The sequence below is a fragment of the Amycolatopsis sp. lyj-109 genome (genome assembly GCF_046548995.1).
Taxonomy (GTDB): Bacteria; Actinomycetota; Actinomycetes; order Mycobacteriales; family Pseudonocardiaceae; genus Amycolatopsis.
Genome location: NZ_JAJPWR010000021.1, coordinates 1 through 25,990 on the forward strand (window position 1 = coordinate 1; position 25,990 = coordinate 25,990).

Consider the following 25,990-nt stretch of genomic DNA (forward strand, 5'->3'; position numbering starts at 1 on the left):
AGACTGAATGACGGCCTCGACCCAGCGCCAAGGACACACGACGTCACGCAAGCGACCAGACACGATTTTCACCCCAGCACGGACGTCCCGCCAGGGACACCGACAACTGAATGAGTCATTCAAGACGCTAGACCCGGGTGCCGTTGTCGAGCTCGGCCACCACGGCGAGGTCGTCGTCGGCCAGCTCGAAGTCGAAGATCCCGAAGTTCTCGCGGATCCGGGTCGTGGTGGCCGAGGCCGCCACCGCGACCGTGCCGTTCTGCAGGTGCCACCGGAGCACGATCTGGGCCGGGGTCTTGCCGTACTTGGCGGCGAGCGCGGTGATCGTCTCGTCGGACAGCAGCGCCGCGTTCGCGGCCGGGCTGGCGGCGGCCGTGACGATGCCGCGCTCGGCGTGGAACTCGCGCAGCGGCACCTGCTGCAGCCAGGGGTGCAGCTCGACCTGGTTCACCGCGGGCACCGAGCCGGTCGCGTCGATCAGCCGGCGCAGCTCGGAGGCGCCGAAGCCGGCGACGCCGATCGCGTGGGCCCGCCCTTCGGCGCGCAGCCGGCTCAGCACGCGCCAGGTGTCGGTGAAGGCGCCTTGGGTGCCGTCCAGCAGGCACAGGTCGGCCCGCTCCAGCTGCAGCGCCGCCAGTACCTGGTCGGCGGCCCGGCGGGCGATGTCGTAGCCCTGGGCGGGCACGTGGACGCTGACGAAGAGGTCCTCGCGCGGCACCTCGGCCGTGACGAGCGCCGCGCCCACCGCCGTCTCGCTGCCCGGCGTGGCGTCGATGCCGCGGTATCCGGTGTCGAGGGCGATGCGGACGGCGCGGCCGGTTTCGGCCGGGGACAGACCGGCGACGCCGAACAGCAGCTGGGGGATGCGGACTCCGACGGACAGGGCGAGCGAAGGCGGGACGGCCATCAACCGGTGATCCTCACTTCGGATGCTGCGCGGATCCCCATCATCCCACCCGGACGGCCCGCTCGCGCAGATACGCCGCCGTCGCCGGGTCGGCCGGGAAGAACGACTCGATCACCAGTTCCGCCACGGTGACGTCCAGCGGGGTGCCGAACGTGGCCACCGCGCTGAAGAACGTGAGGTCGGTGCCGTCGTGGCGGAACTTCAGCGGCACGAAGATGTCACCCGGTCCGGGGACTTCCACCTCGGGCACGGGCTGGTCGCACGGGTAGCCGCGCAGTTCGTCCAGGAGCTCGGCCAGGCCGGCGTCCGCGGTCTGGGTCACCTGGCGCCGCAGCCGCCCGAGCAGGTGGGCCCGCCACTCCCCCAGGTTGAGCACGTGCGGCGCCATGCCGTCGGGGTGCAGGGTCGCGCGCAGGACGTTGGTGGTCAGCTCGGGCGGGATCCCGGCGACGAAGAGACCGACGGCGGCGTTGGCGTCGACGAGGTCCCAGTTCCGATCGACGACGGCGGCCGGGTACGGCTCGTGCCCGGTGAGCAGCTGCCGCACGGCCCGCCGGACGGCGTCCATCCCGGGGTCCTTCAGCGCGGTCTCGGTGAAGGCGGGCGCGTACCCGGCGGCGAGCAGCAGCCGGTTGCGTTCCCGCAGCGGGACGTCGAGGTGCTCGCCGAGGCGCAGCACCATGTCCCGGCTCGGCTTGGAGCGCCCGGTTTCCACGAAGCTCAGGTGGCGGGTGGAGATGTCCGCCGAGATCGCCAGATCGAGCTGGCTGATCCGGCGCCGGTCCCGCCATTCGCGCAGCAGCTCCCCGACGGGCCGCTGCCGCGCCTGCATCATGGTCGTCACGCGAGCGACGCTACGGCGATCACGGAGCCGCTGCCATTACTTCGGGGGTAATGGCTCCGCATTACCTCTCGCGTAATCGACGCGCCGCCGCCGCACCGCCAGAGTGGGTTCCAGCGCCGGGACGGCGGAAACCGTTGTCCCCCAACGAAAGGAACCACCCATGACCGACGCCCGAACCATCGTCGAGCAGTACATCGCCGTCTGGAACGAGACCGACGGCGACAAGCGGCGCGCCCTCGTCGCCGACGTCTTCACCGCGGACGCCGGTTACACCGACCCCCTCGGCGCCGTCAGCGGGCACGACGGGATCGACCGGTTCGTCGCCGGGGCGCAGCAGCAGTTCGGCGGGCTCACCTTCAGCCTGCCCGCCGAACCCGACGCGCACCACGACCTCGCCCGCTTCCGGTGGTACCTCGGCGCTCCCGGTGCCGAGCCGGTCGCCATCGGGTTCGACGTCGTCGAGTTCGAAGACGGGAAGATCGCCCGGGTGCACGGCTTTCTCGACAAGCTGCCCGGCTGACCAGCCCGTGCGGGCTCCCGGACTCCAGACCCCGAGCGCCCCAAGGCGGCCTTCGGTGCGTCAGACGCACCGAAGGCCGCCTTGGTTGCGTCAGACGCAACCAAGGCCGCCTTGGGGCGCATCCCGGGCGCGGGAGCCCGCACGGTGCGCTTCAGGCTTTCAGCGCGCCCCGCCAGCGGACGGTCGGGCGCAGCTTCTCCGGGTTCACCCGGTGCTTGTTGGCGCCCACGATGTCGAACATCGACTCGATCAGCGTGTCCGACAGCAGGTGTGGCTCCAGGCCCAGCCCGACCAGCCCGGTGTGCTTCACGTTGTAGTAGTGCTCCGGTGCTTCGGTGCGCGGGTTCTCCAGCTGCTCGATCTGCACCGGCCCCGGGAAGCGGTCGGCCACCAGCTCGGCGATCCCGGCCACCGGCATGCTCTCCGTCATCTGGTTGAACACCCGGAACTCGCCGGGCGACGCCGGGTGCTCGACGGCCAGGCGGATGCATTCCACGGTGTCGCGGATGTCGATCAGCCCGCGGGTCTGCGTGCCCTTGCCGTACACCGTCAGCGGCTGGCCCAGCACGGCCTGGATGACGAACCGGTTGAGCACCGTGCCGAACACGGCGTCGTAGTCGAAGCGGGTCGCCAGCTTCGGGTCCAGCGCCGTCTGCGGGGTCTGCTGGCCGTACACCACGCCCTGGTTGAGGTCCGTCGCGCGCAGGCCCCACGCGCGGCAGGTGAATTCGATGTTGTGGGAATCGTGCACCTTGGTGAGGTGGTAGAAAGAACCCGGCCGTTTCGGGAACAACACGCGATCGCGGCGCCCGTTGTGCTCGAGTTCCAGCCAGCCTTCTTCGATGTCGATGTTCGGCGTGCCGTATTCGCCCATCGTGCCGAGTTTGACCAGGTGGATCGCGGGATTGATCTCCGCGATCGTGTAGAGCAGGTTCAGCGTCCCGACCACATTGTTGTGCTGCGTGTACACCGCGTGTTCGCGGTCGATCATGGAATACGGCGCCGACCGTTGCTCGGCGTAGTGGACGACGGCATCCGGCGCGAAGTCACGCACCGCTTCGAACAGGAACTCCGCGTCGAGGAGGTCGCCTTCGTAGCTGGTGATCGTGCGGCCGGAAACCTCGTGCCAGGCGGCGATGCGGCCGGCGAGGGATTCGATCGGGACCAGGCTTTCGACACCGAGTTCGGCGTCGTACCCGCGCCGCGCGAAATTGTCGAGAACGGCCACCTCGTGGCCTTTGTCCGATAAGTGCAGCGCGGTCGGCCAGCCCAGATATCCGTCACCGCCGAGAACCAGCACCCGCATTGTGCCGCCTTTCCTGCTCGTTTACGCCACCCGAACGCTATAGATCGCGTGCTGATGAGGACCTGGCAATGACCTGTGAATCTCCTATGTGTGAGGGGGTCGGACGGCGGCGCGACCGGCCCGCGGGGAGGATGGGGACATGACGACCGTAACCAACAGCGTGCGGCCCCGCACGGCGGAGAAGACCCGCCGCCGCGGCTGGGCCCGGCTGGCGCGCGCCGCGACGACGTCCGTCGCCGCCACGGTCCTCAGCCAGGTCGTGCTGCTCGCCGTGCTGGCCACCGGCGGCGCCGCGGCCCTGGCGAGCACGCTGGCCTGGGCGGCCGGTGCGGTGTTGAACTTCCTGGTCACGCGGCGCTGGGTGTGGGGCCGCACCGGGCGGCCGCGGGTCCGGCGCGAACTGCTGCCCTACCTCGCGGTGATCGGGCTCGGCGGGCTGGCCTCGATCGGCCTGACGACCCTCGCGGGCTCGCTGCTGACGCCCCTGGGCCTGCCGCACTTCTGGTGGGTCGTGCTCGTCGACGGCGCGTACGTCGGCAGCTACGCGCTGATGTTCGTCGTCAAGTTCACGCTGCTCGACCGGTTCGTGTTCGGCCGCGGCGCAGCACGTACCCCCGCCACCACGTCCCGGTCATGACCCGGGCGTAGTTGGCGCCGTAGACGAGGCTGCCGCCCTTCTTGCTCTTGCCCGCCTTGCGCAGCCGCATGCTCATCGGCAGCTCGGTGACGCGGGCGCCGCGGGCGGTGCTGCCGAGCAGCAGCTCCGACGACTGGTACTGCGGCTCGCGCAGCGGGACCGCGCAGGCCAGCTCCGCCCGCATCGCGCGGAAGCCGAACGACGTGTCGGTGATCCGCCGGGCCGTGAGCACCGACGCCAGCGCCGCGAACACCCGCACGCCGAGCCACCGGACGCGGCTGTCGGCCTCCTCGTGCCCGAGCCGCCGCGACCCGGTGACGAAGTCCGCCGTGCCGTCGACGACCGGGCGAACGAGCGCCTCCAGCTCGCTGTTGTCGTATTGGCCGTCGGCGTCGGTCGTCACGACGTAGTCGGCGCCGCCTTCCGCCGCGAGGTGGTAGCCCAGCCGCAGCGCCGCACCCTGGCCGCGGTTGCGCGGCGCGACACACACGTACGCGCCGTGCGCCTCGGCGATCGCGGCCGTGTCGTCGGTCCCGCCGTCGACGACGACGAGGACGTCCACCGGCATGCCGAGGCACTCGTCCGGCATCTTCTCCAGGACCTCGCCGATGCCACCGGCTTCGTTGTAGGCGGCGATGACGACGGTCAGCGGCGCCAGTCCGAGCCCGGGGTGCCGGCCGCGGAAGTCGTCGAGGGCGCCGGAGTCGACGTCGTCGGGGAAGGCGCCGAGCCGCTTCCGGCTCGCCGACGTCAGCGTGGTGAAGCCCAGCGCTCCGGCGACCGGCAGCAGCACGAGCGCCGGAAGCTGGTAGCGCCACGAAAACTGGAACACCGCCGAGGCGAACAGCAGGAGGAGTCCGCCGGACGTCGCGAGCAGCGCTCCCGCCTGGGCGCGGTCCAGGGGTTTCTTGCGCCGGAACACCGTCAGGAGGCCGAGGAGCGCGCCGATGCCGAGGACCGCGCCCGGGACGTACCCGCCGCCGAGCTGGTAGTCGCGCAGGATCTTGGCGAGGGGCCGGTCGACGCTCGCGACGACGCCGTCGTTCTGCTGCGTGACCAGGTCGATCAGGGACTGGTCGGCCCACTGCGGGTAGGTCGGCTGGAACTGCCACCGGTCCAGGGGGACGTCGGTGGGGTCCTGCTCGCGGGTCCAGGCGAAGCTCTTGGCGAAGTCGTCCAGGATCGCGCCGGCGACGTCGCCCGGCTGCTCCTTCAGGACGTCGACGGCGAACTGGTGGGCCAGGGCGGCCTTGTCCGCGCCCGGGGGCAGCGGGCCGGGCCAGTTCGGGTCGAGGTCGGCGTGGGTGTAGTTGTCGACGAGCCGGGTTTCGCGGGGTTCGGCCGGGCAGAAGACCTGCAGCACCGGGTCGAGGTGGAGCTTCGCGCAGTCGGCGACGGCGGCGGTGCGGCCGTAGAGCATGTTCCCGGACGGTCCGGACAGGCCCCACTTGCCGGTCTCCGCGTGCACCCGCGCCGCATACGGCACGAGCACGGCGAGCAGGCCCAGCAGCCCGACGCCGGCCCGGCGCCAGCCCGCCCACTGCCGCCACGCTCCCCCGGCGACGACGAGGAAGACCAGCAGCGGGAGGGCGAGCGAGATCCCGATCAGCCGGGTCAGCACGCCGAAGCCGAGCAGCAGGCCCGCCGCGCCGGCCCGCTTCCAGCCCGGCGTGCCCCAGCCGAGCAGCAGCCAGAGGAGTCCGAGGAGGACGGCCTCGAACGTCACCTCGGACATGATGTTCTGCTCGATCTGCAGCTGGTAGGCGTCGAGCAGCACCGGGGCCGCGGCGAGCGCGCCGACCCACGGACGGCCCCCGAGGCGCAGGACCAGCGCGTAGACGCCGATCGCGATCAGCACCCCGCCGGCGTGCTGGACCGCGGCGACCCAGGCGAGCCCGCCGACGGCCAGCAGGGGCCGCAGGACGAGGTCGTAGCCGATCGGGTCGAGCTGGTCGGCGCGCAGGGCGTGCAGGTTGTCGATGTACCGGAAGGAATCGATGAACAGCAGCGCGGGCCGGTAGGCCAGCCAGGTCAGCACCCGGAGGGTGATCGCCGGGACGAGGAGCAGGAGGAGCAGCCAGTGGCGCTTGAGAAAGACCTTCACTGGTTCTCGAGGCCGGAGAAGTACTTCCACGCCGTGGCGAGGCCGTCGGTCAGCGAGACCTCCGGCCGGTAGCCGATGGTCTCCGCGCTCGCCGAGACGTCGACGACGACCGCGGGCATCTCCCCGGCCGGGGCCTCGACGTGCTCGACCCGCAGCTCGGCGCCGGTCACCTCGCGCACGGCTTCGACCATCTCCAGCACGGACACCGAGCGCCCGGCGCCGACGATCGCCCGGCCGGAGTAGCCGCTGTCGAGGGCCGACAACACCGCCCGCACGACGTCGTCGACGTGCACGAGATCGCGGCGCTGGCGGCCGTCGCCGTAGACCTTGACCCCGCCGCCGGTCAGCGCGGCCCGCATCATCCGCGGCACGAAACTGTCCTTGTGGGACATTCCCGGGCCGTAGACATTGGTGAACCGCAACGCACACGTCGTCATGCCGTACGCGCCGGCGTAGCCCGACAGCAGCATTTCGCACGCCGCCTTGGTGGCCCCGTACGGCGTCAGCGGGCGCAGCGGCAGGTCCGGGGTGATGGTGGCGCCGCCGACGTTGCCGATCACCGCGTTGGTCGAGGCGAGCAGGAACTTCGGCACCTCGTGGCGGCGCGCCAGTTCGAGGAGTTCCTGGGTGACCAGGACGTTGTCGGCGAAGGTGTCCTCGGGCAGCTCGACCGACTTCAGCACCGACGTCAGCCCGGCGAGGTGCACGATCGCCGCCGTCTCGCGGGTCACGGCTTCCTCGCGGACGGCCGCGTCGCGCAGGTTCCCGGTGACCACGCGGACGCCGTCCGCGTCTTCGGGAAAGGGAACCCGGTCGACGGCGGTGACCGGCACGCCCCGCTCGCGAAGGGCGCGCACGACGGCCCGGCCGATGAAGCCGCTGCCGCCGGTCACGACCACGGACGTCCGGACGGGACCGTGCGCACTCGCCATGCGCGTCAACCTACCCGGCGTTCCTGTGAGCCCGCAGTGCGCCGGGTGGCAAGTTCGTGAAGGCCACCTTGAGGAACTTCAAGTTCCTGAAGGTGGCCTTCACGAACTTTCGCCGAACGCCTCCGGGGGCGGGCAGGAGCAGACCAGGTTCCGGTCGCCCGCGGCGCCGTCGATCCGGCGGACGGGCGGCCAGATCTTGGGCGCGCCCGTACCGGCGGGGAACACCGCCGTCTCGCGGCTGTAGGGCCGGTTCCACTCGCCGGCGACGCAGCGGGCGGTGTGCGGTGCCTGCCGCAGCGGCGAGTCCTCGACGGGCCACTCCCCCGCCGCGACGCGGTCGATTTCCGCGCGGATCGCGATCATCGCCGCGCAGAAGCGGTCGAGTTCGGCGAGGTCTTCGCTTTCCGTCGGCTCCACCATCAGCGTGCCGGCGACCGGGAACGACATCGTCGGCGCGTGCAGGCCGTAGTCCGCCAGCCGTTTCGCGACGTCGTCGACCGTGACGCCGGTGGCCTTCGTCAGCGGCCGGAGGTCGAGGATGCATTCGTGCGCGACGAGGCCTTCGCGGCCGGCGTAGAGCACCGGGTAGTGGCCGTCGAGGCGGCGGGCGACGTAGTTGGCGTTGGCGACCGCGACGAGCGTCGCCCGGCGGAGGCCCTCGGCCCCCATCATCCGGACGTAGGCCCACGAAATCGGGAGGATCGACGCGCTCCCCCACGGCGCCGCGCTGACCGGGCCGACGCCGGTGGCCGGGCCGGCCGCCGGTTGCAGCGGGTGGTTCGGCAGGAACGGCGCCAGGTGTGCGCGGACCCCGATCGGGCCGACGCCGGGGCCGCCCCCGCCGTGCGGGATGCAGAACGTCTTGTGCAGGTTGAGGTGCGAGACGTCGGCGCCGAAGCGGCCGTACTGGGCGACGCCGATCAGCGCGTTCAGGTTGGCGCCGTCGACGTACACCTGTCCGCCCGCGTCGTGCACCGCCGCGCAGACCTCGCCGACGGTGTCCTCGTAGACCCCGTGCGTCGACGGGTACGTCAGCATGATGGCGGCCAGGTCGGCGCGGTGCTCGTCCACTGTGGACTGCAGGTGGGCGAGATCGATGTTGCCCTCGTCGTCGCAGCGGACGACGACCACCCGCATGCCCGCCATCACCGCGCTGGCCGCGTTCGTGCCGTGCGCGCTGGCCGGGATCAGGCAGACGTCACGCGCGGCCTCGCCCCGGGAGCGGTGGTAGGCGCGGATGGCGAGCAGGCCCGCGAACTCGCCCTGGCTGCCGGCGTTGGGCTGCAGGGAAACCGCGTCGTAGCCGGTGATCCGGGCGAGCCACGCGCTCAGGTCGGCGGCCACGTCCAGGAGCCCGGCGGCGTCTTCGGCCGGCGCGAACGGGTGCAGGCCGGCGAACTCCGGCCAGGTGACCGGCTCCATTTCGGCGGTGGCGTTGAGCTTCATGGTGCACGAGCCCAGCGGTATCATGCTCCGGTCGAGGGCGACGTCGGAGTCGGCCAGCCGCCGCAGGTAGCGCAGCATCGCGGTTTCCGAGCGGTGCGCGTGGAACACCGGGTGCGTGAGGTATCCGCTCGTGCGCCGCAGCGGCGCCGGGAGGGCGTCCGCGGTGTCCGCGTCCAGACCATCCACATCGGACACCGAAACGCCGAACGCCTTCCACACGCAGGAAAGCCGCTCGCGGGTGGTGGTCTCGTCGCAGGCGATGCCGACGTGGTCGTCGTCGATCCGGCGCAGCGAGATGCCGAGGTCACGCGCCACAGCGACGACCGTGTCCGCCCGGCCGGGCACGGCCGCGACGACCGTGTCGAAGAACTCGCCGTGCACGACCTCGACGCCGCCCTCGGCGAGGCCTGCGGCCAGCACGGTGGCCATCCGGTGCGCCCGCAGCGCGATCGAGCGCAGCCCCTCGGGCCCGTGGTAGACCGCGTACATCGACGCCATCACGGCCAGGAGGACCTGCGCGGTGCAGATGTTGGACGTCGCCTTCTCGCGGCGGATGTGCTGTTCGCGCGTCTGCAGGGCGAGCCGGTACGCGGGGGTGCCGTCGGCGTCCTTCGAGACGCCGACCAGCCGACCGGGCAGCTGCCGTTCCAGGCCCTGGCGCACCGCCAGGTAGGCGGCGTGCGGCCCGCCGAAGCCGAGTGGGACGCCGAACCGCTGCGTCGACCCGATGGCGACGTCGGCGCCGAGCTCGCCCGGCGGCCGGAGCAGGGTGAGGGCGAGGGGGTCGGCGGCGACGATCACGGCCGCACCGTGCTTCTTGGCCTCGCTGATGGTGAGGTCGAGCTCCCGGACCGCGCCGGACGCGCCCGGGTAGGACAGGAGCACGCCGAAGAAGTCCCCGCCCAGCCCGAGCCCGGTCAATCCTTGCGAAAGGTCCTCGACGACGACCTCGATACCGAGCGGCTCGGCCCGGGTCCGCAGCACGGCGAGGGTCTGCGGCAGGGTGTCCTGGTCGACGACGAACCGGTGCGACTTCGTCCTTCCGGCCCGGCGCACCAGGGTCATCGCCTCGGCGGCCGCGGTGGCCTCGTCGAGCAGGGAGGCGTTGGCGACGGGAAGCCCGGTCAGGTCCGCGACCATGGTCTGGAAGTTGAGCAGCGCTTCGAGCCGCCCTTGGGAGATCTCGGGCTGGTAGGGCGTGTAGGCGGTGTACCAGGCCGGGTTCTCGAGCACGGTGCGCCGGATGACGGGCGGGGTGACGGTGTCGTGGTAGCCGAGCCCGATCATGGCGGCGGTCGGCCGGTTCCGGGCGGCCAGCTCGCGGAGTTCGGCGAGGGCCTGCGCTTCGGAGGCGGCGGGCGGCAGTTCGAGCGGCCGGGCGGACTCCCGCAGCGACCCCGGCACGGCCCGCTCGGCGAGTTCGTCGAGGGAGGCGACACCGATGACGTCGAGGATGCGCCGGAGGTCGTCCGGACCGGGCCCGATGTGCCGGTCGACGAAGGGAATGCCCTGTTCCAGGGAGGCGAGTGACGGATCCACGATGGTCTCCTGGGGACAGCGGGGGTGGACCGGGACGGCGATGTCCGGGTCCTCCCCACTCTGTCCGTACCTCCCGAAGGAGGCGCCTGAGAGTTTCGCCCGCAGTTTGCCGGGCTTGCACCGTCGGCGGGGCCATCAGGCTGTGTCCTGACGACCCGCTTTCCAGAGGCGTCTCGTCCGCGCGGTCCAGGGTGCCTGAGAGGTTCCGGGGAGGACTTGCTCCTTCGGCGCCGAGCTCAAGGTGTGACTCGGACTCTCCCGCGCGGATTCGTCGACCGCGAGGAGAACCTTACTCCGTCCGCCGCAGCGATGATCACCCGGTCTTGCGGGCGTTGCGGCGCTGGGTGAGTTCGTCCGGTTCGTGCGTCTCGACGATGCCGCCGTCCGCGCGTTCGGCCTGGAACTCGTGGATCGTGCCGCTGATTTCCTGCATCGCGCCGCTGACGGCGATGCCGAACACGCCCTGACCGCCCTGGAGCAGGTCGACGATCTCCTCCGGCGACGTGCACTCGTAGACCGTGGTGCCGTCGGAGAACAGCGTCACCCGGGCCAGGTCGCGGACGCCGCGGAGACGCAGGTGGTCGACGGCGACCCGGATGTTCTGGAGCGAGACCCCGGTGTCCAGGAGCCGCTTGACGACCTTGAGGACCAGGATGTCCTTGAACGAGTACAGCCGCTGCGAGCCGGAGCCGTGCGCGGTGCGGATGCTGGGCGCGACCAGTTTGGTCCGGGCCCAGTAGTCGAGCTGCCGGTAGGTGATGCCGGCGATCTGGCACGCCGCCGGACCCCGGTAGCCCACCAGCTCGTCGGGCAGCGAGTCGTCGGGGAACAGTTCCCCCTGCTCACCAGTCGCGACCTCGACAGGCTGCTTCTCGGAACCAGCCTCGACCACGCAAGCCTCCCCTCGCCCGACCAGGCGGCCGGCGAATGACAGCCGGAGGAGCCCCAGGAGCGGGACCCGCCGGAGATCAACCGCCACGGCCCGGCCCCAGACCGTTAATCACACCGTGGCAATTTCTCTTCTTCGACGGTAAGCGCCCGGACAGTGCCGGTCAACGCGACGCGCGGCAAGCCTCGACGCTCGGCTGAGCCTTTGAGCCGTTCGCCGTACCCCCGCTCGTGGCCGGCCAAACCCACTGGACAGTTTTTACTCAGCCAGGTAAATTTTTACTCATGCAAGTAAACACCGACCTCATGGCCGAGATGGGCCTCAGCGTCACCGAGGCCGCGCGCCGGGCGCAGATCATCGGCGCGACCATCGGCGTCCTGGCCGACCTCGGCTACCGCCGGACCACCTTCGCCAAGATCAAGGAGCGCGCCGGGCTCAGCAGCACCCGGCTGATCTCGTACCACTTCACGAACAAGGCCGGCCTGATGCAGGCCGTGCTCAGCACGGTCGTCGAGACGAAGAACGAGTTCCTCGCCGAGCGCACCGGCGGCGGCCTCGACCCGGCCGACCGGCCCGGCTACCTGCGGGCGCACATCGAAACGTCGGTGGCGTTCCTGCGCGCCTACCCCGAGTGCGTCCGGACGCTGACCGAGCTCGCGGCCAACGCCGACGACGCCGACGGCTGGGTGATGACGAAGGTGCTGGTCGACGACATGCGCGTGCACGGCCTGGCCCGCCAGCTGAAGCAGGGCCAGGCCGAGGGCGCGTTCGGCGAGTTCACCCCCGAGGTGATGGCGATGTCCGTCGCGCAGGCCATCGACGGCGTGGCCGCGGCCTACGCGGCCGACCCCGCGCTTGACCTGGAGCGGTACGGGCGCGAGGTCGCGGACACCTTCGTCAAAGCGACGGCGCCTTGAGCGCCCGGTCGAGCCGGTCTTCGATGCGGGCCTTCGGGAACGCGCCGACGATCGTCTCGACCGGCTCGCCACCCGAGAAGAGGATCATCGTCGGCAGCGACATGACCTGGTAGGAGCGGGTGGTCTCGGGGTTCTCGTCGGCGTTGATCTTGCGGACGGCGAGCTCGCCGTCCCGCTCGGCGGCCAGCTGCGCGAGCACCGGGCCGACCATCCGGCACGGGCCGCACCAGGTGGCCCAGAACTCGACGAGCACGGGGACGTCGCTGCCGAGGACCTCGGCGAAGGTCGCATCGGTGACGTCAGCAACTTCGGACATGACAGGGCTCCTTCACGAGCGCGGGGATTCGGGCACGACACACGGATCGGGCGCCTGCCGGGCGAGGGCGGCGGCGAGTTTCCCGGCCAGTTCGCCGCGGATTCCGCCCAGCCGCGCGAGGAGCGCGTCGGCTTCTTCGAGCTTGCGCCGGTAGACCTCGATCGAACTCGCACAGGAGTCGCCGGTCTCGTGGCCGCTGCGCAGGCAGTCGACGAAGGGCCGGGTCTCGTCGAGGGTCAGGCCGACTGTCTGCAGGGTCTGGATTTCCCGGACCAGCTGGAGGTCGTCCTCGTCGTACTCGCGGTAGCCGTTCGCCGAACGCCGGGCCGTCAGAAGGCCCTGGTCCTCGTAAAACCGCAGCGCACGGGTGGTGACACCCGTGCGCTGCGCAAGTTCTCCGATCCGCATGCTGTCGACGCTAGACGTTGACGTCCGCGTCAAGGCAAGGAATCAGGTGTCTGCTCCGCGGAAGTCTTCGGGCGACACGGAGTCGAGGAACTCGCGGAACTTCTCGACCTCGTCCTCCTGCTCGTCCGGGATGATCAGGCCGGCTTCCTCCAGCACCGAATCCACGGCGTGGATCGGGACGCCGATCCGCAGGGCGAGCGCCACCGAGTCGCTCGGCCGGGCGGACACCCGGATGTCGCCGTCGAACACGAGCTCCGCGAAGAACGTGCCCTCCTTCAGGTCGGTGATGACGACCTGCTCCAGCTCCCGGCCGAGCGCTCCGATGACCTCTTTCAGCAGGTCATGCGTGAGCGGGCGGGCGGGGCGGACACCCTGCTGCTCCAAGGCGATGGCGGTGGCTTCGACCGAGCCGATCCAGATCGGCAGGTACCGTTCACCCTCGGTTTCCCGCAGCAACAAGATCGGCTGATTCGCGGGCAGCTCGACCCGCACACCGACGACGCGCATTTCGCTCATCGGGCTTCGCCTCCCTCTCGTGCACACGGGCCGCAGCGCTGAACCGGCTTCACGCCCATACTCCCGACGCTACCCGTCATCCGTGCGCTGTGCTCGCTGTCCGGACACTCTCGGTTCGCGTGCCGCAAACCCGTGCCTTCACGGTACGGCATGCGGTGCCGAACATTCAGTCATTGACATGGGACCGCAAAGAGGATCTCACTGCCCCGTTATCGATCAACATCCCGCGACGCCGCGGATTCCCGCCTTCACGAGCAGCGTGTGCAGGGTCACGGACAGTGCCGCGAGCTCCCGCACCACCTCGTCGGCCCGGGACTTGGCCTCCGGGTCGCGATGCCGGTACACCGGCGTCACGATCTGCTCCAGCAGCCCGACCTCACGGTCGGCCGCGGCGCGGAAAGCACGCAGGTGTCTCGGTTCGATCCCGAATTCGGTCATCGCCTTGACCGTCCGCGCCACCAGCACCGCGTCCGGGTCGAAGAACCCGGCGGGACCGGGCCGGACCAGGCCGTACTGCTGCAGTTCGGCCAGTGCCGACGCGTCGAGACCGGCCTGCTCCAGGAGTTCCTCCTGGGTCAGGCGCAGCTCTTTGCCCGCGGCGAAATCTTCCGCCACGGGCAAGCCGACGTTCTCCGCCGTCACATCGATGGGCACCAGCCGGCGCGGCGGGCGGGGCAGGTCCGCGACGGGCCCGGCCCCCGAGTCCGCCGCGTCCAGCTGCTCCTTGATGACCTTCAACGGGAGGTAGTGATCCCGCTGGGCGGCCAGGACGAACCTCAGTCGCTCCACGTCCGCCGCGGCGAACTGCCGGTACCCCGAAGGCGTCCGGCCCGGCTGCACCAGGCCTTCCGCTTCGAGGAACCGGATCTTGGAGATGGTGACATCGGGGAAGTCGCCGCGCAGCTGCGCGAGTACCGCCCCGATGCTCAGTCCGTGGTTCTGTGGCCGCCCGGCCGCCGTCACTGCGCCCCCTGGCCCCCGTGCCCCGGGCCGGTCAGGAAGACCAGGCGGAACTTCCCGATCTGCACCTCGTCGCCGCCGGCGAGCACCGCCTGGTCGACCGGCTCGCGGTTGACGTAGGTGCCGTTGAGGCTGCCGACGTCGATGACGACGAACTCGCCGCCCTCACGCCGGAATTCGGCGTGCCGGCGGGAGACCGTGACGTCGTCGAGGAAGATGTCGCTGTCCGGGTGCCGCCCGGCGCTGGTGGTGTCGCGGTCGAGCAGGAACCGCGAACCCGCGTTGGGGCCGCGCTTCACGACCAGCAGCGCCGAACCCGCGGGCAGGGCGTCGACACCCTGGACCGGGGCTTCCGGGGCGGGCTCGCGGCCTTCGGCTTCGGCCAGGAAGTCGGCCCGGAAGACAGAGGTCCGCTCCGGAGACTGCTCCGGGGGAACGCCGCCGGGCCCGTCGTTCGTGCTCACCTGAGCTCTCCTCCACACATGCTGTGTTGCCAGTACTCAAGAACGTGTAGCTGCCAACGTACCGTGCCTGATCGATTCTCCGAGCCCCGGCTCCCCGAACCGGCGGAGCGGGCTTCAGCCCTTGGTCAGGGCGTCGTACGCCTCGGCTTCGAGCAGGGCTTCCAGGCCCGCCGGGTCGTCGAGCCGGATCTCGATCAGCCAGCCCTCGCCGTAGGGGTCGCTGTTGATCAGCTCCGGCGAATCGGCGACGGCGTCGTTGACCGCGACGACCTCCCCGTCGACGGGCGCGAACAGCTCGGAGACGCTCTTGGTCGACTCGACCTCGCCGAAGACGTCCCCGGCGCTGACCTGCCTGCCGACCTCGGGCAGGTCGACGAAGACGACGTCGCCGAGCTGGTCCTGCGCGTACTCGGTGATGCCGATGCGCACGAGGGTGTCCTCGCCGCGGGTGGCGACCCACTCGTGTTCCTCGGTGTAGCGAAGCTCTTCAGGAGCGGACACCGCCGGTCCCCTTTCATACCCTCACTGGCGAAAAGTGTTGGGCGAAGTCTTACACCCACACGGCCCAGCCGCCCGCCACGACCCGGCGGAAGCTCACTCTGCGGGAGTGCCTCGCAGCGCGTTGCGCGCCTGCACGACGTAGAGCACCCCGGACCAGACGTAGAGGACGCCGCCCCAGATGGTGAAGGCGTACCCGACCGGCCGAGCGAACGCGGCGACGTCCGAGCCACCCTGCGCGAGCAGCAGGAACGGGAAGGCGTACATCAGGACGAAGGTCGCCCCCTTCCCGAGGTAGGTGACCTCGGGCGGCGCGAAGCCGCGCCGGCGCAGGGTGAGGACGCAGACGCCGAGCACGGCCTCCCGCAGGACGAGCGGGACGACGACCCACCACGGGATGATGTCGCGGACGAGGAAGGCGACGAGGGTGGCGAGAATGTAGAGCCGGTCGGCGGCGGGGTCGAGCAGCTGGCCGAGCCGCGACATCTGGTTGAGCCAGCGGGCGAGCTTGCCGTCGAGCCAGTCGGTCAGGGCGCTGAAGACGAGCAGCGCCAGCGCCCAGCCGTCTTCTTCCGGGCCGAGCAGCAGCCAGAGGAAGACGGGGACCCCGGCCAGCCGCAGCAGGGAGAGGATGTTGGGGACGTTGAGGGCCTGCCGCAGCAGCGACGGCTCGGCGGCGGGGCCTGCCTGAGCGGCGGGTTCGGGGGCGGCTGTGCTCACGGGGCCATTAAACAGCGGCTCGGGGCCGGACCACCGGGCAAGCGTCTTGAATGACTCATTCAAGACGCCTGAGGTCCTGAATGAGTCATTCAAGACGCTCCTGCCGCTGCCGCTGCCGCTGCCACTGCCGGGCCGGTCAGCTGGCGCGGCGCCGGTGGCTCCACCCGCGTCGCTGCAGTTCGGCGCTGCTCAGCGCCTCGGGGCGGCCGCGGTAGTCGGTGCCCATCCAGCGGGCCCGGCCGGCTCGTCCCTCGAGGACGTACGGGCGGCCACCGCACCAGACCACGGTGCTCGGGACGGTCGGCGGACTGGAGGGGTCTTCGGTGCTCACAGCGTCGGCGTTCATCGCTCTCACGGATTCGGGACGGGTGACGGGGACGGGAAGCTCGTCGGCTTCCACCAAGATCTTCGGTGCGCGGGGCCGGTTTGTTAACCGTCGCGGCGCGAATTAGACCGATCGATTCTTGATGACAGCGGAAGGTTTCGGAGCGTGAACGGAATGTTAATCGTCCATTGTGGACATAATTCCGGTGGCCACCGGACCGGGCCGCCGGGCCGCTGTTGTAATCTCCGGCACACCCGTGGGCGCGTCGCTCGCGGCGACCAGGACGACCGGCCGGCAGCCGGGGAGGAAGGAACGCGGTGCCCCACCCGACCACCACGAGGACGTGGCTCGTGGCCTGCCTCGCCCTGCCCCTGCTCGCCGCCTGCTCCGGCGACCCCGCCGCACAGGCTCCCCCGGCCCCGCCGTCCGCCACCACCGCGGAGTCAGTGCCGACGCCGGCCGGCACTCCGCCGCCGGCACCGGCCCCCGGCGGGAGCGAGTCCGCGGCACCCCCGGTGACCCGGCCGTCCGGGCCGCCGCCGTCGGTACCCGGGGCGTGCGGCACCGTCGCCGCCGCCAGTGGGCTGACCCTCTACGTCTTCGACAGCGGCGCCGCCGGGATCAGCTGCGTCGCGGCGACGAAGCTGGTCGGCGACTTCCACCGCAAGATCACCGGCCGCCAGGGCGCCGGCTCGAACGACGCGGTGAACGAGACCGTCGACGGCTGGCTGTGCACCTCCGGGCCGCCCGCCGCCCAGGGCGGCACCACCTGCACCAAGGGCGAGCAGACGGTCTTCGCCGCCGTCGTGCCGTCCGAGTGAGTCCGTTCCGTTCTCCCGCGCTCCTGAAGGGCCCATGAAGACACTCGCGTACCCCCTGCTGCTCGTCGCCGCGGCCGCCGTCCTGGCCGGCTGCGGCGGCGACCCGGCGCCCGCCGCGCCGTCGTCCGCTCCCGTGCCCGCCGCGGCCGCGGCGGCCGGGTCCACGGCCCCCGGCGTGCCCTGCGGCGAGGTCACCGGCACGGGCGGCGCGAAGACGACCGTCGTCGCGCACGGCAAGGTCGACTGCGCCGCGGCGACGAAGCTGCTCCGGGATTACTTCGCGAAGCTGACCCCGGCCGAGGCCGCCTCCGCGGACGGCCCCGGCCCGGTGGTCGTCGACGAGTGGACGTGCGGCAGCGGCGCGAACGACCCGGTGACCGCGTGCTCGACCGAGGACGGCCGCCAGGTCGAGGGCACCCGCGCCTGAGGGGGCCTCAGGACTTGAGGTCCGGGAAGTCCTCCTCGCGGTACTCGGTCCCCGTGCCCCGCGCCGGGTCGCTCTCGCGGCCCCGCAGCTCGACGCGGCGGATCTTGCCCGAGATCGTCTTCGGCAGCTCCGCGAACTCCAGCCGCCGGATCCGCTTGTACGGCGCCAGGTGCTCGCGGCAGTAGGCCAGGATCGACCGCGCGGTCGCGGCGTCCGGCGCGAAGCCCGTCGCCAGCACGACGTACGCCTTGGGCACCGCGAGCCGGATCGGGTCGGGGGCCGGGACGACCGCCGCTTCCGCCACGGCTTCGTGCTCGATCAGGACGCTCTCCAGCTCGAACGGCGAGATCCGGTAGTCCGACGCCTTGAACACGTCGTCGGTGCGCCCGACGTAGGTGATGTAGCCGCGCTCGTCGATCGAACCGACGTCACCCGTGTGGTAGAAGCCGCCGGCGAAGGCCGCCGACGTGCGCTCGTCGTCGTCGGCGTAGCCGGTCATCAGGCCCACCGGGCGGTGCTGCAGGTCGAGGCAGATCTCGCCCTCCGGCGCGCGCTCGCCGCTGACCGGGTCGACCAGCGCCACCACGAAGCCGGGCAGCGGACGGCCCATCGAGCCGGGCACGACCTCCTGGCCCGGCGTGTTCGCGATCTGGACGCTGCTTTCGGTCTGGCCGAAGCCGTCGCGGATGGTGACGCCCCACGCCTTCCCGACCTGGTCGATCACCTCGGGGTTGAGCGGCTCCCCGGCCCCGACGACCTTCTTCGGCGGCGTCTTCAGGGCCGTCAGGTCGGCCTGGATGAGCATCCGCCACACCGTCGGCGGCGCGCAGAAGCTGGTCACCCCGCACCGGTCCATCTGGGCCATCAGCGCGCCGGCGTCGAACCGGCTGTAGTTGTAGAGGAACACCGTCGCCTCGGCGTTCCACGGGGCGAAGAAGTTGCTCCACGCGTGCTTCGCCCAGCCCGGCGAGGAGATGTTCAGGTGGACGTCCCCGGGTTCCAGCCCGATCCAGTACATCGTCGACAGGTGGCCCACCGGGTACGAGACGTGCGTGTGCTGGACCAGCTTCGGCTTCGCCGTCGTGCCGGAGGTGAAGTACAGCAGCAGCGGGTCGCCGGCCTTCGTCGGGCCGTCCGGGGCGAACTCCGGCGACTCGGCGAACGCGGCCGAGTACGAGAGCCAGCCCTCGACCGGCTCCCCCACCGCGATCCGGGTGTACCCGCCCGCCACGCCGTCGAACTTCGGCGCGTCGGCCGAGCGGACGACGACGTGCCTGGCCGCGCCGCGCTCCACGCGGTCGGTCAGGTCGGCCGGCCCGAGCAGCGTGGACGCCGGGATGATCACCGCGCCGAGCTTGATCGCGGCGAGGATCGTCTCCCACAGCTCGCCCTGGTTGCCCAGCATGAGGATCAGCCGGTCGCCGCGGCGGACGCCGAGCGAGCGCAGCCAGTTCGCCACCTGGTTGGACCGGCCGGACATCTCCGGGTAGGTCCAGCGGTTCTCGGAGCCGTCCTTTTCGACGATCCACAGCGCGTACCGCTCGGCGTTGTCCGGATCGTGCGCGACGACGTCGAACCAGTCGATCGCCCAGTTGAACTCGTCGAACTGCGGCCAGGCGAAATCGCGGTACGCCGTGTCGTAGTCCTCGCGGTGGGTCTGCAGGTAGTCCCGCGCGACGCGGAACGCGTGGTGGACGCTCACGCAGCTGCCTCCTATTCGCCCGTGAACTCCGGCTTGCGGCGCTCCATGAAGGCCTGGACCGCCTCGCCGAGGTCCTTGCTGGGCAGGAACGCCGAGTTCCAGGCGGCGACGTACCGGAGGCCGTCGGCGACCTGGCGCTCGGTGTTCGCCGCCAGTACCTGCTTCGTACCCTGCACCACCAGCGGCGGGTTCGCAGCGATCTCGCCGGCGAGTTCCCGCGCGGCCTTCAGCAGGGTGTCGGAGTCGGGGTAGACGTCGTTGACCAGGCCGATCTTCTCGGCGCGGGCGGCGTCGACGTCCTTGCCGGTGAGGGCGAGCTCCCGCAGGTGCCCCTCGCCGATGATCGGGGCGAGCCGCTGCAGGCTGCCGAGGTCGGCGACGATGGCGACGCGCACCTCGCGGACGCTGAACTTGGCGTCGGCGGCGGCCAGCCGGACGTCGGCGGCCGCGATGACGTCGACCCCGCCGCCGATGCACCAGCCGGACACGGCCGCGACGACCGGTTTGCGGCATTCCGCGATCGAACTGACCGCCGCCTGCAGCGAGCGGACCTGGTCGAGGAACGCCGTGCGCGGGCCGGCCAGGTTGTCCCCGCCCAGCATCGGCGCCCAGTCGCCCATCATCGCGGGCAGGTCGAGGCCGTAGGAGAAGTTCTTGCCGCTGCCGGTGAGCACCACGGCCCTGACCTGCGGGTCGGCGTCCAAGGCGCGGAACACCAGCGGCAGCTCGCGCCAGAAGTCCGGGCCCATCGCGTTGCCCTTCGACGGGCCGAGGAGCGTCACTTCGGCCACAGGGCCGTCGACGTCGACCTTGAGGGACACCAGGTCGGGCAGACTGTCAGCAGTAGCGGTCATGGGGTCATCTTGACCCATGCCCGCGACGACCCGCCATTGGCACGGTGTCAATTGACGCCCTTGTCATCGTGCCAAGCTGGTCGGGGGATGCTTTCCTGAAAGAGACTCACACCACGACCCGGGGAGGACGGTGGGACATGAGCCCGGCCAGCGCGACCGCAATCGAGCCCGAACCTCCTTCCGCACCCGTCCGGCGGTCGTCGCGGCCGATCGAGCTGACCGGCTCGTTCGACCACGAAGGACACCGGCTCTGGTACACCGAGTTCGGCAGCGGCGACAAGGTCGTCGTCCTCACCCACGGGATCATGCTGACCCGCCGGATGCACGCGCCCCTCGCACGCCGGCTGGCCCGCGCGGGCTTCCGGGTGATCACCCTCGACCTGCTCGGCCACGGCGACTCCGACCGGCCGACCGAGTCGTGGCTGTACTCGATGCCGTCGTTCGCCGAGCAGACCCTGGCCCTGCTGGACCACCTCGAGGTGTCGTCCGCCGTGATCGGCGGGACGTCACTGGGCGCGAACGTCTCCCTCGAAGTGGCGGTGCAGGCGCCTTCGCGGGCGCGGGGGCTGATCGTCGAGATGCCGGTGCTCGACAACGCGATCGTCGCCGGGCTGGTCACCTTCGCGCCGCTGCTGATGGCGGCCCGGTTCCTGCCGTTCACGGTGCAGGCGGTGGCGCTGGCGGCGTCGGTGGTCCCGCACGGCAACCAGTGGGTCGACGTCGTCACGGACACGCTCTCCCAGCGCCCGGCCCCGATGGCGGCGCTGCTGCACGGGGTGCTGTTCGGCCGGATCGCGCCCCCGAAGTCGGTCCGCCGCAAGATCACGACGCGCACACTGGTGATCGGCCACCAGGGCGACCCGATCCACCCGTTCGGCGACGCGGACACCCTGGCCGTCGACATGCCGGACGCGGAGTTCGTCCAGGCCCGCAGCCCGGTCGAGCTCCGGCTCGACCCGACCCGGCTGTCGGACGCGATCCGCGACTTCGCCGCGAGCTGCTACGAGAACTGAGATGCTTCGCCGATGCCATTGGTGTGGGTGACCGGCAACGCGGGAGCCGGCAAGTCGGCGGTCTGCGAAGTCCTCAAGGAGCGGGGCGAACTCGCGGTCGACGCGGACAACGAGGGTTACCACCACTGGGCGGACCGGACGACCGGCCAGGTGGTCACCGATCCCCCGGACCCGGTGCCGGCGGGCTGGCTCGACCGCTTCGGGTGGCGGATCAGCCGGGCGAAGGTCGAGGCCCTCGCGACCCGGACGGCCGGTCGCATCGCGTACTTCTGCGGCTGCCCCGAAAACCACAACGACGTGCGGGATCTCTTCGACCTCGTGATCTGCCTGGTGATCGACGAAGACACGCTCCGCCATCGGCTCCTGACCCGCACCACCAACTCCTTCGGCAAGCACCCGGAGGAACTGGCGGCGGCCCTCGCCGACAACGCCTACCAACACCCCGGCGCAACCCTCGTCGACGGCACCCGGCCCCTGCCCGAAGTCGCCGACGCGATCCTCGCCGCCGCCCGCCGCCTCGCTCCCCCGATCTCCCGTGATCGGGACGCCAACTCGCGTGATTGGGACGCCAACTCGCGTGATTGATGGGTCGACACGACGTCCGGCCGAAGTCTTGTCGTGTCGACCCTTCAATCACGCGTGTCGACTCCGCAATCACATGTGTTGACTCCCCAATCACGCGATTAGCTTCAGGACACGGGGGCGAGGCCGGCTACCGGGCCGATCACGATGACCGCGGGCGGGCGGACTCCGGACGCCGCCGCGTCCGCGACCACCGTGTCCAATGTGGACCGGAGGGAGCGCTGGGTGCGCATCGTGCCGTCCTCGATGATCGCGACCGGGGTGTCGGCCGGGCGGCCGCCGTCGAGGAGGGCCTTGGCGAACTGCGGGAGCCGCTCCACGCCCATCATCAGCACGATCGTGCCGCGCATCCGGGCCAGGAGCGTCCAGTCGACCAGGGAGCGGTCGTCGCCGGGGGCGACGTGGCCGGAGACCACCACGACTTCGTGCGCCACGCCGCGGTGGGTGACCGGGACGTCCGCCACCGCCGGGACCGCGAACGCGCTCGTGATGCCCGGGACCATCGTCACCGGGACGCCCGCCTCGGCGCAGGCCAGCACCTCCTCGAAGCCGCGGCCGAACAGGTACGGGTCGCCGCCCTTGAGGCGGACGACGAACTTGCCCTCCTTGGCGCGTTCGATCAGCGTGCTGTTGATGACGTCCTGGCTGGCCGCGCGGCCGTACGGGATCTTCGCCGCGTCGACGATCTCGACCTCGGGCGCGAGCTCGTCGAGCAGTTCGCGGGGCGCCAGCCGGTCCACCACGACGACGTCCGCGCGCGAGAGCAGGCGACGGCCGCGGACGGTGATCAGCTCCGGGTCGCCCGGGCCGCCGCCGACCAGCGCGACGCCGGGCAGGGTGCCCTCCGGGTGCGGACGGCGGCCGTCCTCGATCGTGCCGTTGTGCAGGCCGTCGAGCATCGAGTCGCGCACCGCCGCCGAGCGCAGCGGCTCGCCGCCGGAGAGCACGCCGAACAGCAGGCCACCGTGCCGCCCGGACGCCGGCGTGACGGCCGAGCCCGACTCGCCCTCGTCGGCACGGACGCAGAACACCCGCTCCCGCTCGGCCTCCGCGCAGACGGCGGCGTTCACCTCGGGGTCGTTCGTGCAGGCCAGCGCGTACCAGGCATCGCGAAGGTCACCGGAAGCGTAGGGGCGTTCGTGCCAGACGAGCTCGCCCGCGTCCACCATCCCCTGCACGGAGGGCGTCGTGTGCGGCGACACCAGTTCGACGCGGGCTCCCGCGCCGATCAGCCGGGGCAGCCGGCGTTGGGCCACGGTGCCGCCGCCGATCATCACGACGCGGCGGCCGGAGAGCTGGAGGCCGGAAAGGTAGTGCGGGTCGTCCATAGGGCGGGAGTCTATTTTGGGTTCACGCCCACGACAGCCCAGCGTGGGTCACGCCACCCGGAAGACCGGCCCGCGGGCCACGAACGGCAGCCGCGCACCCCGCGGCACCAGGTACGCGTGTTCGCGGCGCGGCCGGACGTGGTCGCACTGCGCGTCGGTGATGATCAGGATCGGCCCATCGGCCGGGAAGTCGTCCGCCCGCTGCAGCAGGTCGACGCCGGGCTGCAGGATCGTCCCGCCGCGCCCGCGCACCTTGACCCGGCCCGCGATGTCCTCCACCGCGAGGTAGCCGGCGTCATAGGCGACGGCGTCGCAGAACACCACGCGCGCCGCCGGGACGTCCCGGGCCAGCGCGTACGACGCGATCGCGCCCAAGGCCTTGCCGAGCAGCTCCGCGTTCATCGAGCCCGAGGTGTCCAGCACCACACCGAAGGTGACGCGGTGATCGAGGCGTTCCGGACGGACGCGGCCCGGGCGCGGGATGTCCGGGGTCGCCGACTGGCGGCGCGACGCCCGTGCGTAGCTGCGCACCGGCACCTCCACCCGGACGTACTCGTCGAACCAGCGCGCGAGCTGGGCGTCCCACGGCAGCGGCGGGTGATCCAGGGCCCGGATCTCCTGCTCCAGCCCGGCCGGCAGCAGCCCGCGGCCCTGGGCGTGGTGGTACTCGAGCCCCTGGGTGAGCGCCCGGCGGTAGAACTCGTCGAGGTCGACGCCCTGGACGCGGTCACCCCACGGCACCGGCCGCGCGCCCCGCTTGGACGAGCGGCGCTGCACCGCCTCCGGCTCGGACAGCCAGTCGCCCAGCACGTCGCCCGCCTCGCGCGCGCCCAGGGTGAGCAGCTTGCGGGCCCGGCGGAGGTCGGTGGTCAGCGTGTCGTACACCGATTCCGCCGACATCCCGGTCAGCTGCTGGTCGTGCAGGCTGCCGTCGGGCAGCTCGCCGACGCCCATGGCGACCAGCCAGCCGTTGATCACGTAGTCACAGGCGACGTTCCACAGGTACGGCTCGCGGCCCAGGGCCCGCCGGTCGTGCCGCAGCGCCGCGTGCAGCATCTCGTGGGCCAGCACGAACCGCCATTCCTCGGCGGTCAGCGCAGCGGCCGGGTTGATGTAGATCTCGCCGTGCTCGGCGTCGACGGCGGCCAGGGAGATGTCCCACGCCCGGACGACGTCGACGTCGGCGACCAGGGTGAACCCGGCGGCCACCGCGCCGAGCAACGGGAACGACGAGACGAACCAGGACAGGGCGCGGTCCCACTCCCCCATCGCCCGCCGGTGCCGGGTCTGGCCGCGCGCGTCGGCGGCGTGTTCCATGGCTTCGGTCGCCGAGGCGATCAGCCCGCGAGCGAACCGTTCGGTCCACGTCTCCGGCCTGCCGTGGTACTGCAGCCCCCATCCCCTGAGCGGTGGAGCGAGCTGAAGGCACGGCCGCGGACCGCCGGTGCCGAGGGCCTTCAACGGCTCCGGCACGCCCGTCTCGCGCCACCCGCGAGTCAGCGCGACCTCGCCGGTGCCCGGCAGTTCCGGCAGGTCCAGGACCGGCGTCCCCACTCGGATCGCCTCGGCGAACCGGTGGACGGCCACGCAGCACGCGGCGCTGTAAACCGCGTCGATGCCGCGGCCGGGTGTGACGGCTTCGGCTTCGGCCAGGGCCTCGTCGTCGAGGTGGCCGAGGCCGAGGTGCAGCAGGAGGTGGGCGAACACCCAGGCCCACTCGCCGGGTTCGGCGTCGCGGGCTCGGTTCACGGTGATCAGGCCGCGGAAGGAGACGACGGCCCAACTGTCCACCCCGGTCAGACTCTCCCGGCTGAGGCTCGCACCGCCGGCGAGGCGCTCCAGGACGGTGTTGGCGCACACTGCGGCCCAGCCGTCCTCGATCGCCTTGGTCCGGCGCTGGCGGCGCTTGGCTTCGGCGCGGGCGTTGCTCATGCGCGCGCCGCCACCAGCCGCGGCAGGTCGCGGGCGGCTTCGACCAGGAACCACGACGGCAGCCGCGGATTGCCGGCCTCGTCGTCGGCGATCACCAGCTGCGCCATCTCCAGGGAGATTTCGGCCAGCTCGACGAGCAGGCTCTTCGCCCGGAAAGCGAACTGGCGCACGGCCGCCGAGGCGTGCCGCTTGTCCGCGGGCAGGTCCTTGACCAGCCGCGCGCGGAACGTCTCGGCGAGGAAGTAGAGCAGATCGCGGTCGGCAGGCTCGGCGGGCCAGCGCGCGTCGCCCTTGAGGATCGCCTCCAGGTCGAAGGCGTGCCGGGCGACCTTGAGGTACGCGCGAAAGGCACCGGCGTGGGCCGGGGTGAGGGTGGCGTACGCCAGCAGCGCGACGGTCTCGTCGTCGGCCGGGTCACCGGCGGAGTGGAGCAGGTCCGAGAGCATGTGCCAGGACCGCGGCGTCGAGAACGGCTCTTCGGTCTTCGGCGGCGGGCTCCACAGGTGGTCCGGGCGCTGGGTGAGGTACTCGATCACCCACGGGTGGATGCCGTTCCCGGCGGCCCAGGCGAGCCAGTCGCCCGGCGCGGCGCGCAGGTGGACGTGCACCAGGCGGTTGACCAGGGCCGAGGCCATCGGCCGGGCGAGGGCCTGGTCGGTGGCGCGGTTGCCGGCGCCGATCACGACCGAGCCCGGCGGCAGCTCGTACGAGCCGATGCGGCGATCGAGGATCAGCGAGTAGAACGCCTTCTGGACGTCCGGCGCGGCGGCGTTCAGTTCGTCGAGGAACAGGCAGTACGGCTCGTCGCGGGCGATCTGCTCGGGCGGGCAGAACCGGCTGCGGCCGTCGACGATCTGCGGGACGCCGATCAGGTCTTCGGGCGCGAGCTGGGTGCCCAGCAGCGAAACGCAGTCGAGCCCCAGCGACACCGCGAAGTCGCGCACCAGCGAGGATTTCCCGATTCCGGGCGCGCCCCAGAGGAACACCGGCCGCACGACGGCGGTGGTGAGCAGGATCTCGGGCAGCCGGGCGGGCGTGACCGTGAGCTGGGCGTGCAAGCGTGGACCTCCTGTGCCAGGACAT

Annotated in this window: 27 protein-coding genes and 1 riboswitch; of the genes, 7 read left to right on the plus strand and 20 right to left on the minus strand. The window is 71.5% G+C overall.

Annotated elements, in window-relative coordinates; all coding sequences use genetic code 11:
- Positions 1–127 precede the first annotated feature (127 nt).
- Positions 128–907, minus strand: a complete 780-nt coding sequence (locus ACLJQF_RS36210) for an aldo/keto reductase (RefSeq protein WP_410614782.1) — start codon at positions 905–907, stop codon at positions 128–130.
- Between the two features lie 40 nt (positions 908–947).
- A complete protein-coding gene (locus ACLJQF_RS36215; RefSeq protein ID WP_410614917.1) occupies positions 948–1,742 on the minus strand; it encodes a helix-turn-helix domain-containing protein in 795 nt (264 codons plus the stop codon).
- Between the two features lie 169 nt (positions 1,743–1,911).
- Here ACLJQF_RS36215 and ACLJQF_RS36220 point away from each other — a divergent pair, with 169 nt between their 5' ends.
- Entirely contained in the window at positions 1,912–2,271 is a 360-nt protein-coding gene (locus ACLJQF_RS36220; RefSeq protein ID WP_410614783.1) for a nuclear transport factor 2 family protein, read from the plus strand.
- Between the two features lie 151 nt (positions 2,272–2,422).
- Here the strand turns inward: ACLJQF_RS36220 and ACLJQF_RS36225 are convergent, their stop codons facing one another.
- Positions 2,423–3,577 (minus strand): NAD-dependent epimerase/dehydratase family protein, encoded by a 1,155-nt coding sequence (locus tag ACLJQF_RS36225; protein WP_410614784.1) that lies wholly within the window; start codon positions 3,575–3,577, stop codon positions 2,423–2,425.
- A 139-nt stretch (positions 3,578–3,716) separates the two neighbouring features.
- Between ACLJQF_RS36225 and ACLJQF_RS36230 the strand changes: the two genes are divergently transcribed.
- Positions 3,717–4,214: a GtrA family protein gene (locus ACLJQF_RS36230; RefSeq protein ID WP_410614785.1), complete on the plus strand. Its 498-nt coding sequence runs from the start codon at positions 3,717–3,719 to the stop codon at positions 4,212–4,214.
- Here the strand turns inward: ACLJQF_RS36230 and ACLJQF_RS36235 are convergent.
- From ACLJQF_RS36235 to ACLJQF_RS36250, 4 genes are all read right to left on the minus strand, one after another.
- Positions 4,144–6,318: a glycosyltransferase gene (locus ACLJQF_RS36235; RefSeq protein ID WP_410614786.1), complete on the minus strand. Its 2,175-nt coding sequence runs from the start codon at positions 6,316–6,318 to the stop codon at positions 4,144–4,146. The two genes, ACLJQF_RS36230 and ACLJQF_RS36235, sit on opposite strands and share 71 nt — an antisense overlap.
- Entirely contained in the window at positions 6,315–7,250 is a 936-nt protein-coding gene (locus ACLJQF_RS36240; RefSeq protein ID WP_410614787.1) for an NAD-dependent epimerase/dehydratase family protein, read from the minus strand. The genes ACLJQF_RS36235 and ACLJQF_RS36240 overlap by 4 nt, the downstream gene beginning before the upstream one ends.
- A 99-nt stretch (positions 7,251–7,349) precedes the next feature.
- Positions 7,350–10,235, minus strand: a complete 2,886-nt coding sequence (gene gcvP, locus ACLJQF_RS36245; protein WP_410614788.1) for an aminomethyl-transferring glycine dehydrogenase — start codon at positions 10,233–10,235, stop codon at positions 7,350–7,352.
- Positions 10,236–10,407: 172 nt separating this feature from the next.
- A riboswitch (glycine riboswitch) is annotated at positions 10,408–10,506 on the minus strand.
- A gap of 42 nt (positions 10,507–10,548) precedes the next feature.
- On the minus strand, positions 10,549–11,127 hold the full coding sequence (locus ACLJQF_RS36250) for a MerR family transcriptional regulator (RefSeq protein ID WP_020638353.1): 579 nt from the start codon (positions 11,125–11,127) through the stop codon (positions 10,549–10,551).
- 281 nt (positions 11,128–11,408) lie between these two features.
- Here ACLJQF_RS36250 and ACLJQF_RS36255 point away from each other — a divergent pair, with 281 nt between their 5' ends.
- The gene (locus ACLJQF_RS36255; RefSeq protein WP_410614789.1) at positions 11,409–12,041 is read left to right on the plus strand and encodes a TetR/AcrR family transcriptional regulator; all 633 of its coding nucleotides are present in this window, start codon (positions 11,409–11,411) and stop codon (positions 12,039–12,041) included.
- On the opposite strand, the gene trxA is transcribed toward ACLJQF_RS36255, so the two are convergent.
- From trxA to ACLJQF_RS36295, 8 genes are all read right to left on the minus strand, one after another.
- On the minus strand, positions 12,022–12,357 hold the full coding sequence (gene trxA, locus ACLJQF_RS36260; protein ID WP_410614790.1) for a thioredoxin: 336 nt from the start codon (positions 12,355–12,357) through the stop codon (positions 12,022–12,024). The genes ACLJQF_RS36255 and trxA overlap by 20 nt on opposite strands.
- Positions 12,358–12,369: 12 nt before the next feature.
- Positions 12,370–12,765 carry a MerR family transcriptional regulator gene (locus ACLJQF_RS36265; protein ID WP_410614791.1) on the minus strand — a complete coding sequence of 132 codons (396 nt, stop codon included), beginning with the start codon at positions 12,763–12,765 and terminating at the stop codon, positions 12,370–12,372.
- A 42-nt stretch (positions 12,766–12,807) separates the two neighbouring features.
- The gene (locus tag ACLJQF_RS36270) at positions 12,808–13,281 is read right to left on the minus strand and encodes a bifunctional nuclease family protein (protein ID WP_004559569.1); all 474 of its coding nucleotides are present in this window, start codon (positions 13,279–13,281) and stop codon (positions 12,808–12,810) included.
- Positions 13,282–13,497: 216 nt separating this feature from the next.
- Positions 13,498–14,244 (minus strand): MerR family transcriptional regulator, encoded by a 747-nt coding sequence (locus ACLJQF_RS36275; RefSeq protein WP_410614792.1) that lies wholly within the window; start codon positions 14,242–14,244, stop codon positions 13,498–13,500.
- Positions 14,241–14,705 (minus strand): glycogen accumulation regulator GarA, encoded by a 465-nt coding sequence (gene garA, locus ACLJQF_RS36280; RefSeq protein WP_086844851.1) that lies wholly within the window; start codon positions 14,703–14,705, stop codon positions 14,241–14,243. Before garA ends, ACLJQF_RS36275 begins: the two co-directional genes overlap by 4 nt.
- Positions 14,706–14,819: 114 nt before the next feature.
- Positions 14,820–15,206, minus strand: a complete 387-nt coding sequence (gene gcvH, locus ACLJQF_RS36285; RefSeq protein WP_086679382.1) for a glycine cleavage system protein GcvH — start codon at positions 15,204–15,206, stop codon at positions 14,820–14,822.
- Between the two features lie 93 nt (positions 15,207–15,299).
- Entirely contained in the window at positions 15,300–15,923 is a 624-nt protein-coding gene (locus tag ACLJQF_RS36290) for a CDP-alcohol phosphatidyltransferase family protein (RefSeq protein WP_410614793.1), read from the minus strand.
- 136 nt (positions 15,924–16,059) lie between these two features.
- Positions 16,060–16,269, minus strand: coding sequence for a hypothetical protein (locus ACLJQF_RS36295; RefSeq protein WP_410614794.1), 210 nt, complete (start codon positions 16,267–16,269; stop codon positions 16,060–16,062).
- Positions 16,270–16,565: 296 nt separating this feature from the next.
- Here ACLJQF_RS36295 and ACLJQF_RS36300 point away from each other — a divergent pair, with 296 nt between their 5' ends.
- Together ACLJQF_RS36300 and ACLJQF_RS36305 are read left to right on the plus strand one after the other, a co-directional pair.
- Entirely contained in the window at positions 16,566–17,069 is a 504-nt protein-coding gene (locus ACLJQF_RS36300; protein ID WP_410614795.1) for a hypothetical protein, read from the plus strand.
- A 34-nt stretch (positions 17,070–17,103) separates the two neighbouring features.
- Complete coding sequence (locus ACLJQF_RS36305) at positions 17,104–17,496, plus strand: hypothetical protein (protein WP_410614796.1); 393 nt, start codon at positions 17,104–17,106, stop codon at positions 17,494–17,496.
- A 7-nt stretch (positions 17,497–17,503) separates the two neighbouring features.
- On the opposite strand, the gene ACLJQF_RS36310 is transcribed toward ACLJQF_RS36305, so the two are convergent.
- Together ACLJQF_RS36310 and ACLJQF_RS36315 are read right to left on the minus strand one after the other, a co-directional pair.
- Complete coding sequence (locus ACLJQF_RS36310; protein ID WP_410614797.1) at positions 17,504–19,198, minus strand: AMP-binding protein; 1,695 nt, start codon at positions 19,196–19,198, stop codon at positions 17,504–17,506.
- A gap of 11 nt (positions 19,199–19,209) precedes the next feature.
- Complete coding sequence (locus tag ACLJQF_RS36315; RefSeq protein ID WP_410614798.1) at positions 19,210–20,052, minus strand: crotonase/enoyl-CoA hydratase family protein; 843 nt, start codon at positions 20,050–20,052, stop codon at positions 19,210–19,212.
- 137 nt (positions 20,053–20,189) lie between these two features.
- Here ACLJQF_RS36315 and ACLJQF_RS36320 point away from each other — a divergent pair, with 137 nt between their 5' ends.
- Together ACLJQF_RS36320 and ACLJQF_RS36325 are read left to right on the plus strand one after the other, a co-directional pair.
- The gene (locus ACLJQF_RS36320; RefSeq protein ID WP_410614799.1) at positions 20,190–21,065 is read left to right on the plus strand and encodes an alpha/beta fold hydrolase; all 876 of its coding nucleotides are present in this window, start codon (positions 20,190–20,192) and stop codon (positions 21,063–21,065) included.
- 12 nt (positions 21,066–21,077) lie between these two features.
- Positions 21,078–21,650 carry a hypothetical protein gene (locus ACLJQF_RS36325; protein WP_410614800.1) on the plus strand — a complete coding sequence of 191 codons (573 nt, stop codon included), beginning with the start codon at positions 21,078–21,080 and terminating at the stop codon, positions 21,648–21,650.
- Positions 21,651–21,754: 104 nt separating this feature from the next.
- On the opposite strand, the gene cobA is transcribed toward ACLJQF_RS36325, so the two are convergent.
- The 3 genes from cobA to ACLJQF_RS36340 are packed head-to-tail and all read right to left on the minus strand — an operon-like array spanning position 21,755 to position 25,965.
- Entirely contained in the window at positions 21,755–22,975 is a 1,221-nt protein-coding gene (gene cobA / locus ACLJQF_RS36330) for a uroporphyrinogen-III C-methyltransferase (protein ID WP_410614801.1), read from the minus strand.
- A gap of 48 nt (positions 22,976–23,023) precedes the next feature.
- On the minus strand, positions 23,024–24,907 hold the full coding sequence (locus tag ACLJQF_RS36335) for a DUF2201 family putative metallopeptidase (protein WP_410614802.1): 1,884 nt from the start codon (positions 24,905–24,907) through the stop codon (positions 23,024–23,026).
- Positions 24,904–25,965 carry an ATP-binding protein gene (locus tag ACLJQF_RS36340; RefSeq protein ID WP_410614803.1) on the minus strand — a complete coding sequence of 354 codons (1,062 nt, stop codon included), beginning with the start codon at positions 25,963–25,965 and terminating at the stop codon, positions 24,904–24,906. The genes ACLJQF_RS36335 and ACLJQF_RS36340 overlap by 4 nt, the downstream gene beginning before the upstream one ends.
- Between the last annotated feature and the right edge of the window lie 25 nt (positions 25,966–25,990).

Excerpts from the sequence above, each read along its gene's own strand:
- ACLJQF_RS36210 (WP_410614782.1), bottom strand. The coding sequence starts at position 907 with ATGGCCGTCCCGCCTTCGCTCGCCCTGTCCGTCGGAGTCCGCATCCCC.
- ACLJQF_RS36215 (WP_410614917.1), bottom strand. The coding sequence starts at position 1,742 with ATGATGCAGGCGCGGCAGCGGCCCGTCGGGGAGCTGCTGCGCGAATGG.
- ACLJQF_RS36220 (WP_410614783.1), top strand. The coding sequence starts at position 1,912 with ATGACCGACGCCCGAACCATCGTCGAGCAGTACATCGCCGTCTGGAAC.
- ACLJQF_RS36225 (WP_410614784.1), bottom strand. The coding sequence starts at position 3,577 with ATGCGGGTGCTGGTTCTCGGCGGTGACGGATATCTGGGCTGGCCGACC.
- ACLJQF_RS36230 (WP_410614785.1), top strand. The coding sequence starts at position 3,717 with ATGACGACCGTAACCAACAGCGTGCGGCCCCGCACGGCGGAGAAGACC.
- ACLJQF_RS36240 (WP_410614787.1), bottom strand. The coding sequence starts at position 7,250 with ATGGCGAGTGCGCACGGTCCCGTCCGGACGTCCGTGGTCGTGACCGGC.
- ACLJQF_RS36255 (WP_410614789.1), top strand. The coding sequence starts at position 11,409 with ATGCAAGTAAACACCGACCTCATGGCCGAGATGGGCCTCAGCGTCACC.
- trxA (WP_410614790.1), bottom strand. The coding sequence starts at position 12,357 with ATGTCCGAAGTTGCTGACGTCACCGATGCGACCTTCGCCGAGGTCCTC.
- ACLJQF_RS36265 (WP_410614791.1), bottom strand. The coding sequence starts at position 12,765 with ATGCGGATCGGAGAACTTGCGCAGCGCACGGGTGTCACCACCCGTGCG.
- ACLJQF_RS36270 (WP_004559569.1), bottom strand. The coding sequence starts at position 13,281 with ATGAGCGAAATGCGCGTCGTCGGTGTGCGGGTCGAGCTGCCCGCGAAT.
- ACLJQF_RS36295 (WP_410614794.1), bottom strand. The coding sequence starts at position 16,269 with ATGAACGCCGACGCTGTGAGCACCGAAGACCCCTCCAGTCCGCCGACC.
- ACLJQF_RS36305 (WP_410614796.1), top strand. The coding sequence starts at position 17,104 with ATGAAGACACTCGCGTACCCCCTGCTGCTCGTCGCCGCGGCCGCCGTC.
- ACLJQF_RS36315 (WP_410614798.1), bottom strand. The coding sequence starts at position 20,052 with ATGACCGCTACTGCTGACAGTCTGCCCGACCTGGTGTCCCTCAAGGTC.
- ACLJQF_RS36320 (WP_410614799.1), top strand. The coding sequence starts at position 20,190 with ATGAGCCCGGCCAGCGCGACCGCAATCGAGCCCGAACCTCCTTCCGCA.
- ACLJQF_RS36325 (WP_410614800.1), top strand. The coding sequence starts at position 21,078 with ATGCCATTGGTGTGGGTGACCGGCAACGCGGGAGCCGGCAAGTCGGCG.
- cobA (WP_410614801.1), bottom strand. The coding sequence starts at position 22,975 with ATGGACGACCCGCACTACCTTTCCGGCCTCCAGCTCTCCGGCCGCCGC.
- ACLJQF_RS36335 (WP_410614802.1), bottom strand. The coding sequence starts at position 24,907 with ATGAGCAACGCCCGCGCCGAAGCCAAGCGCCGCCAGCGCCGGACCAAG.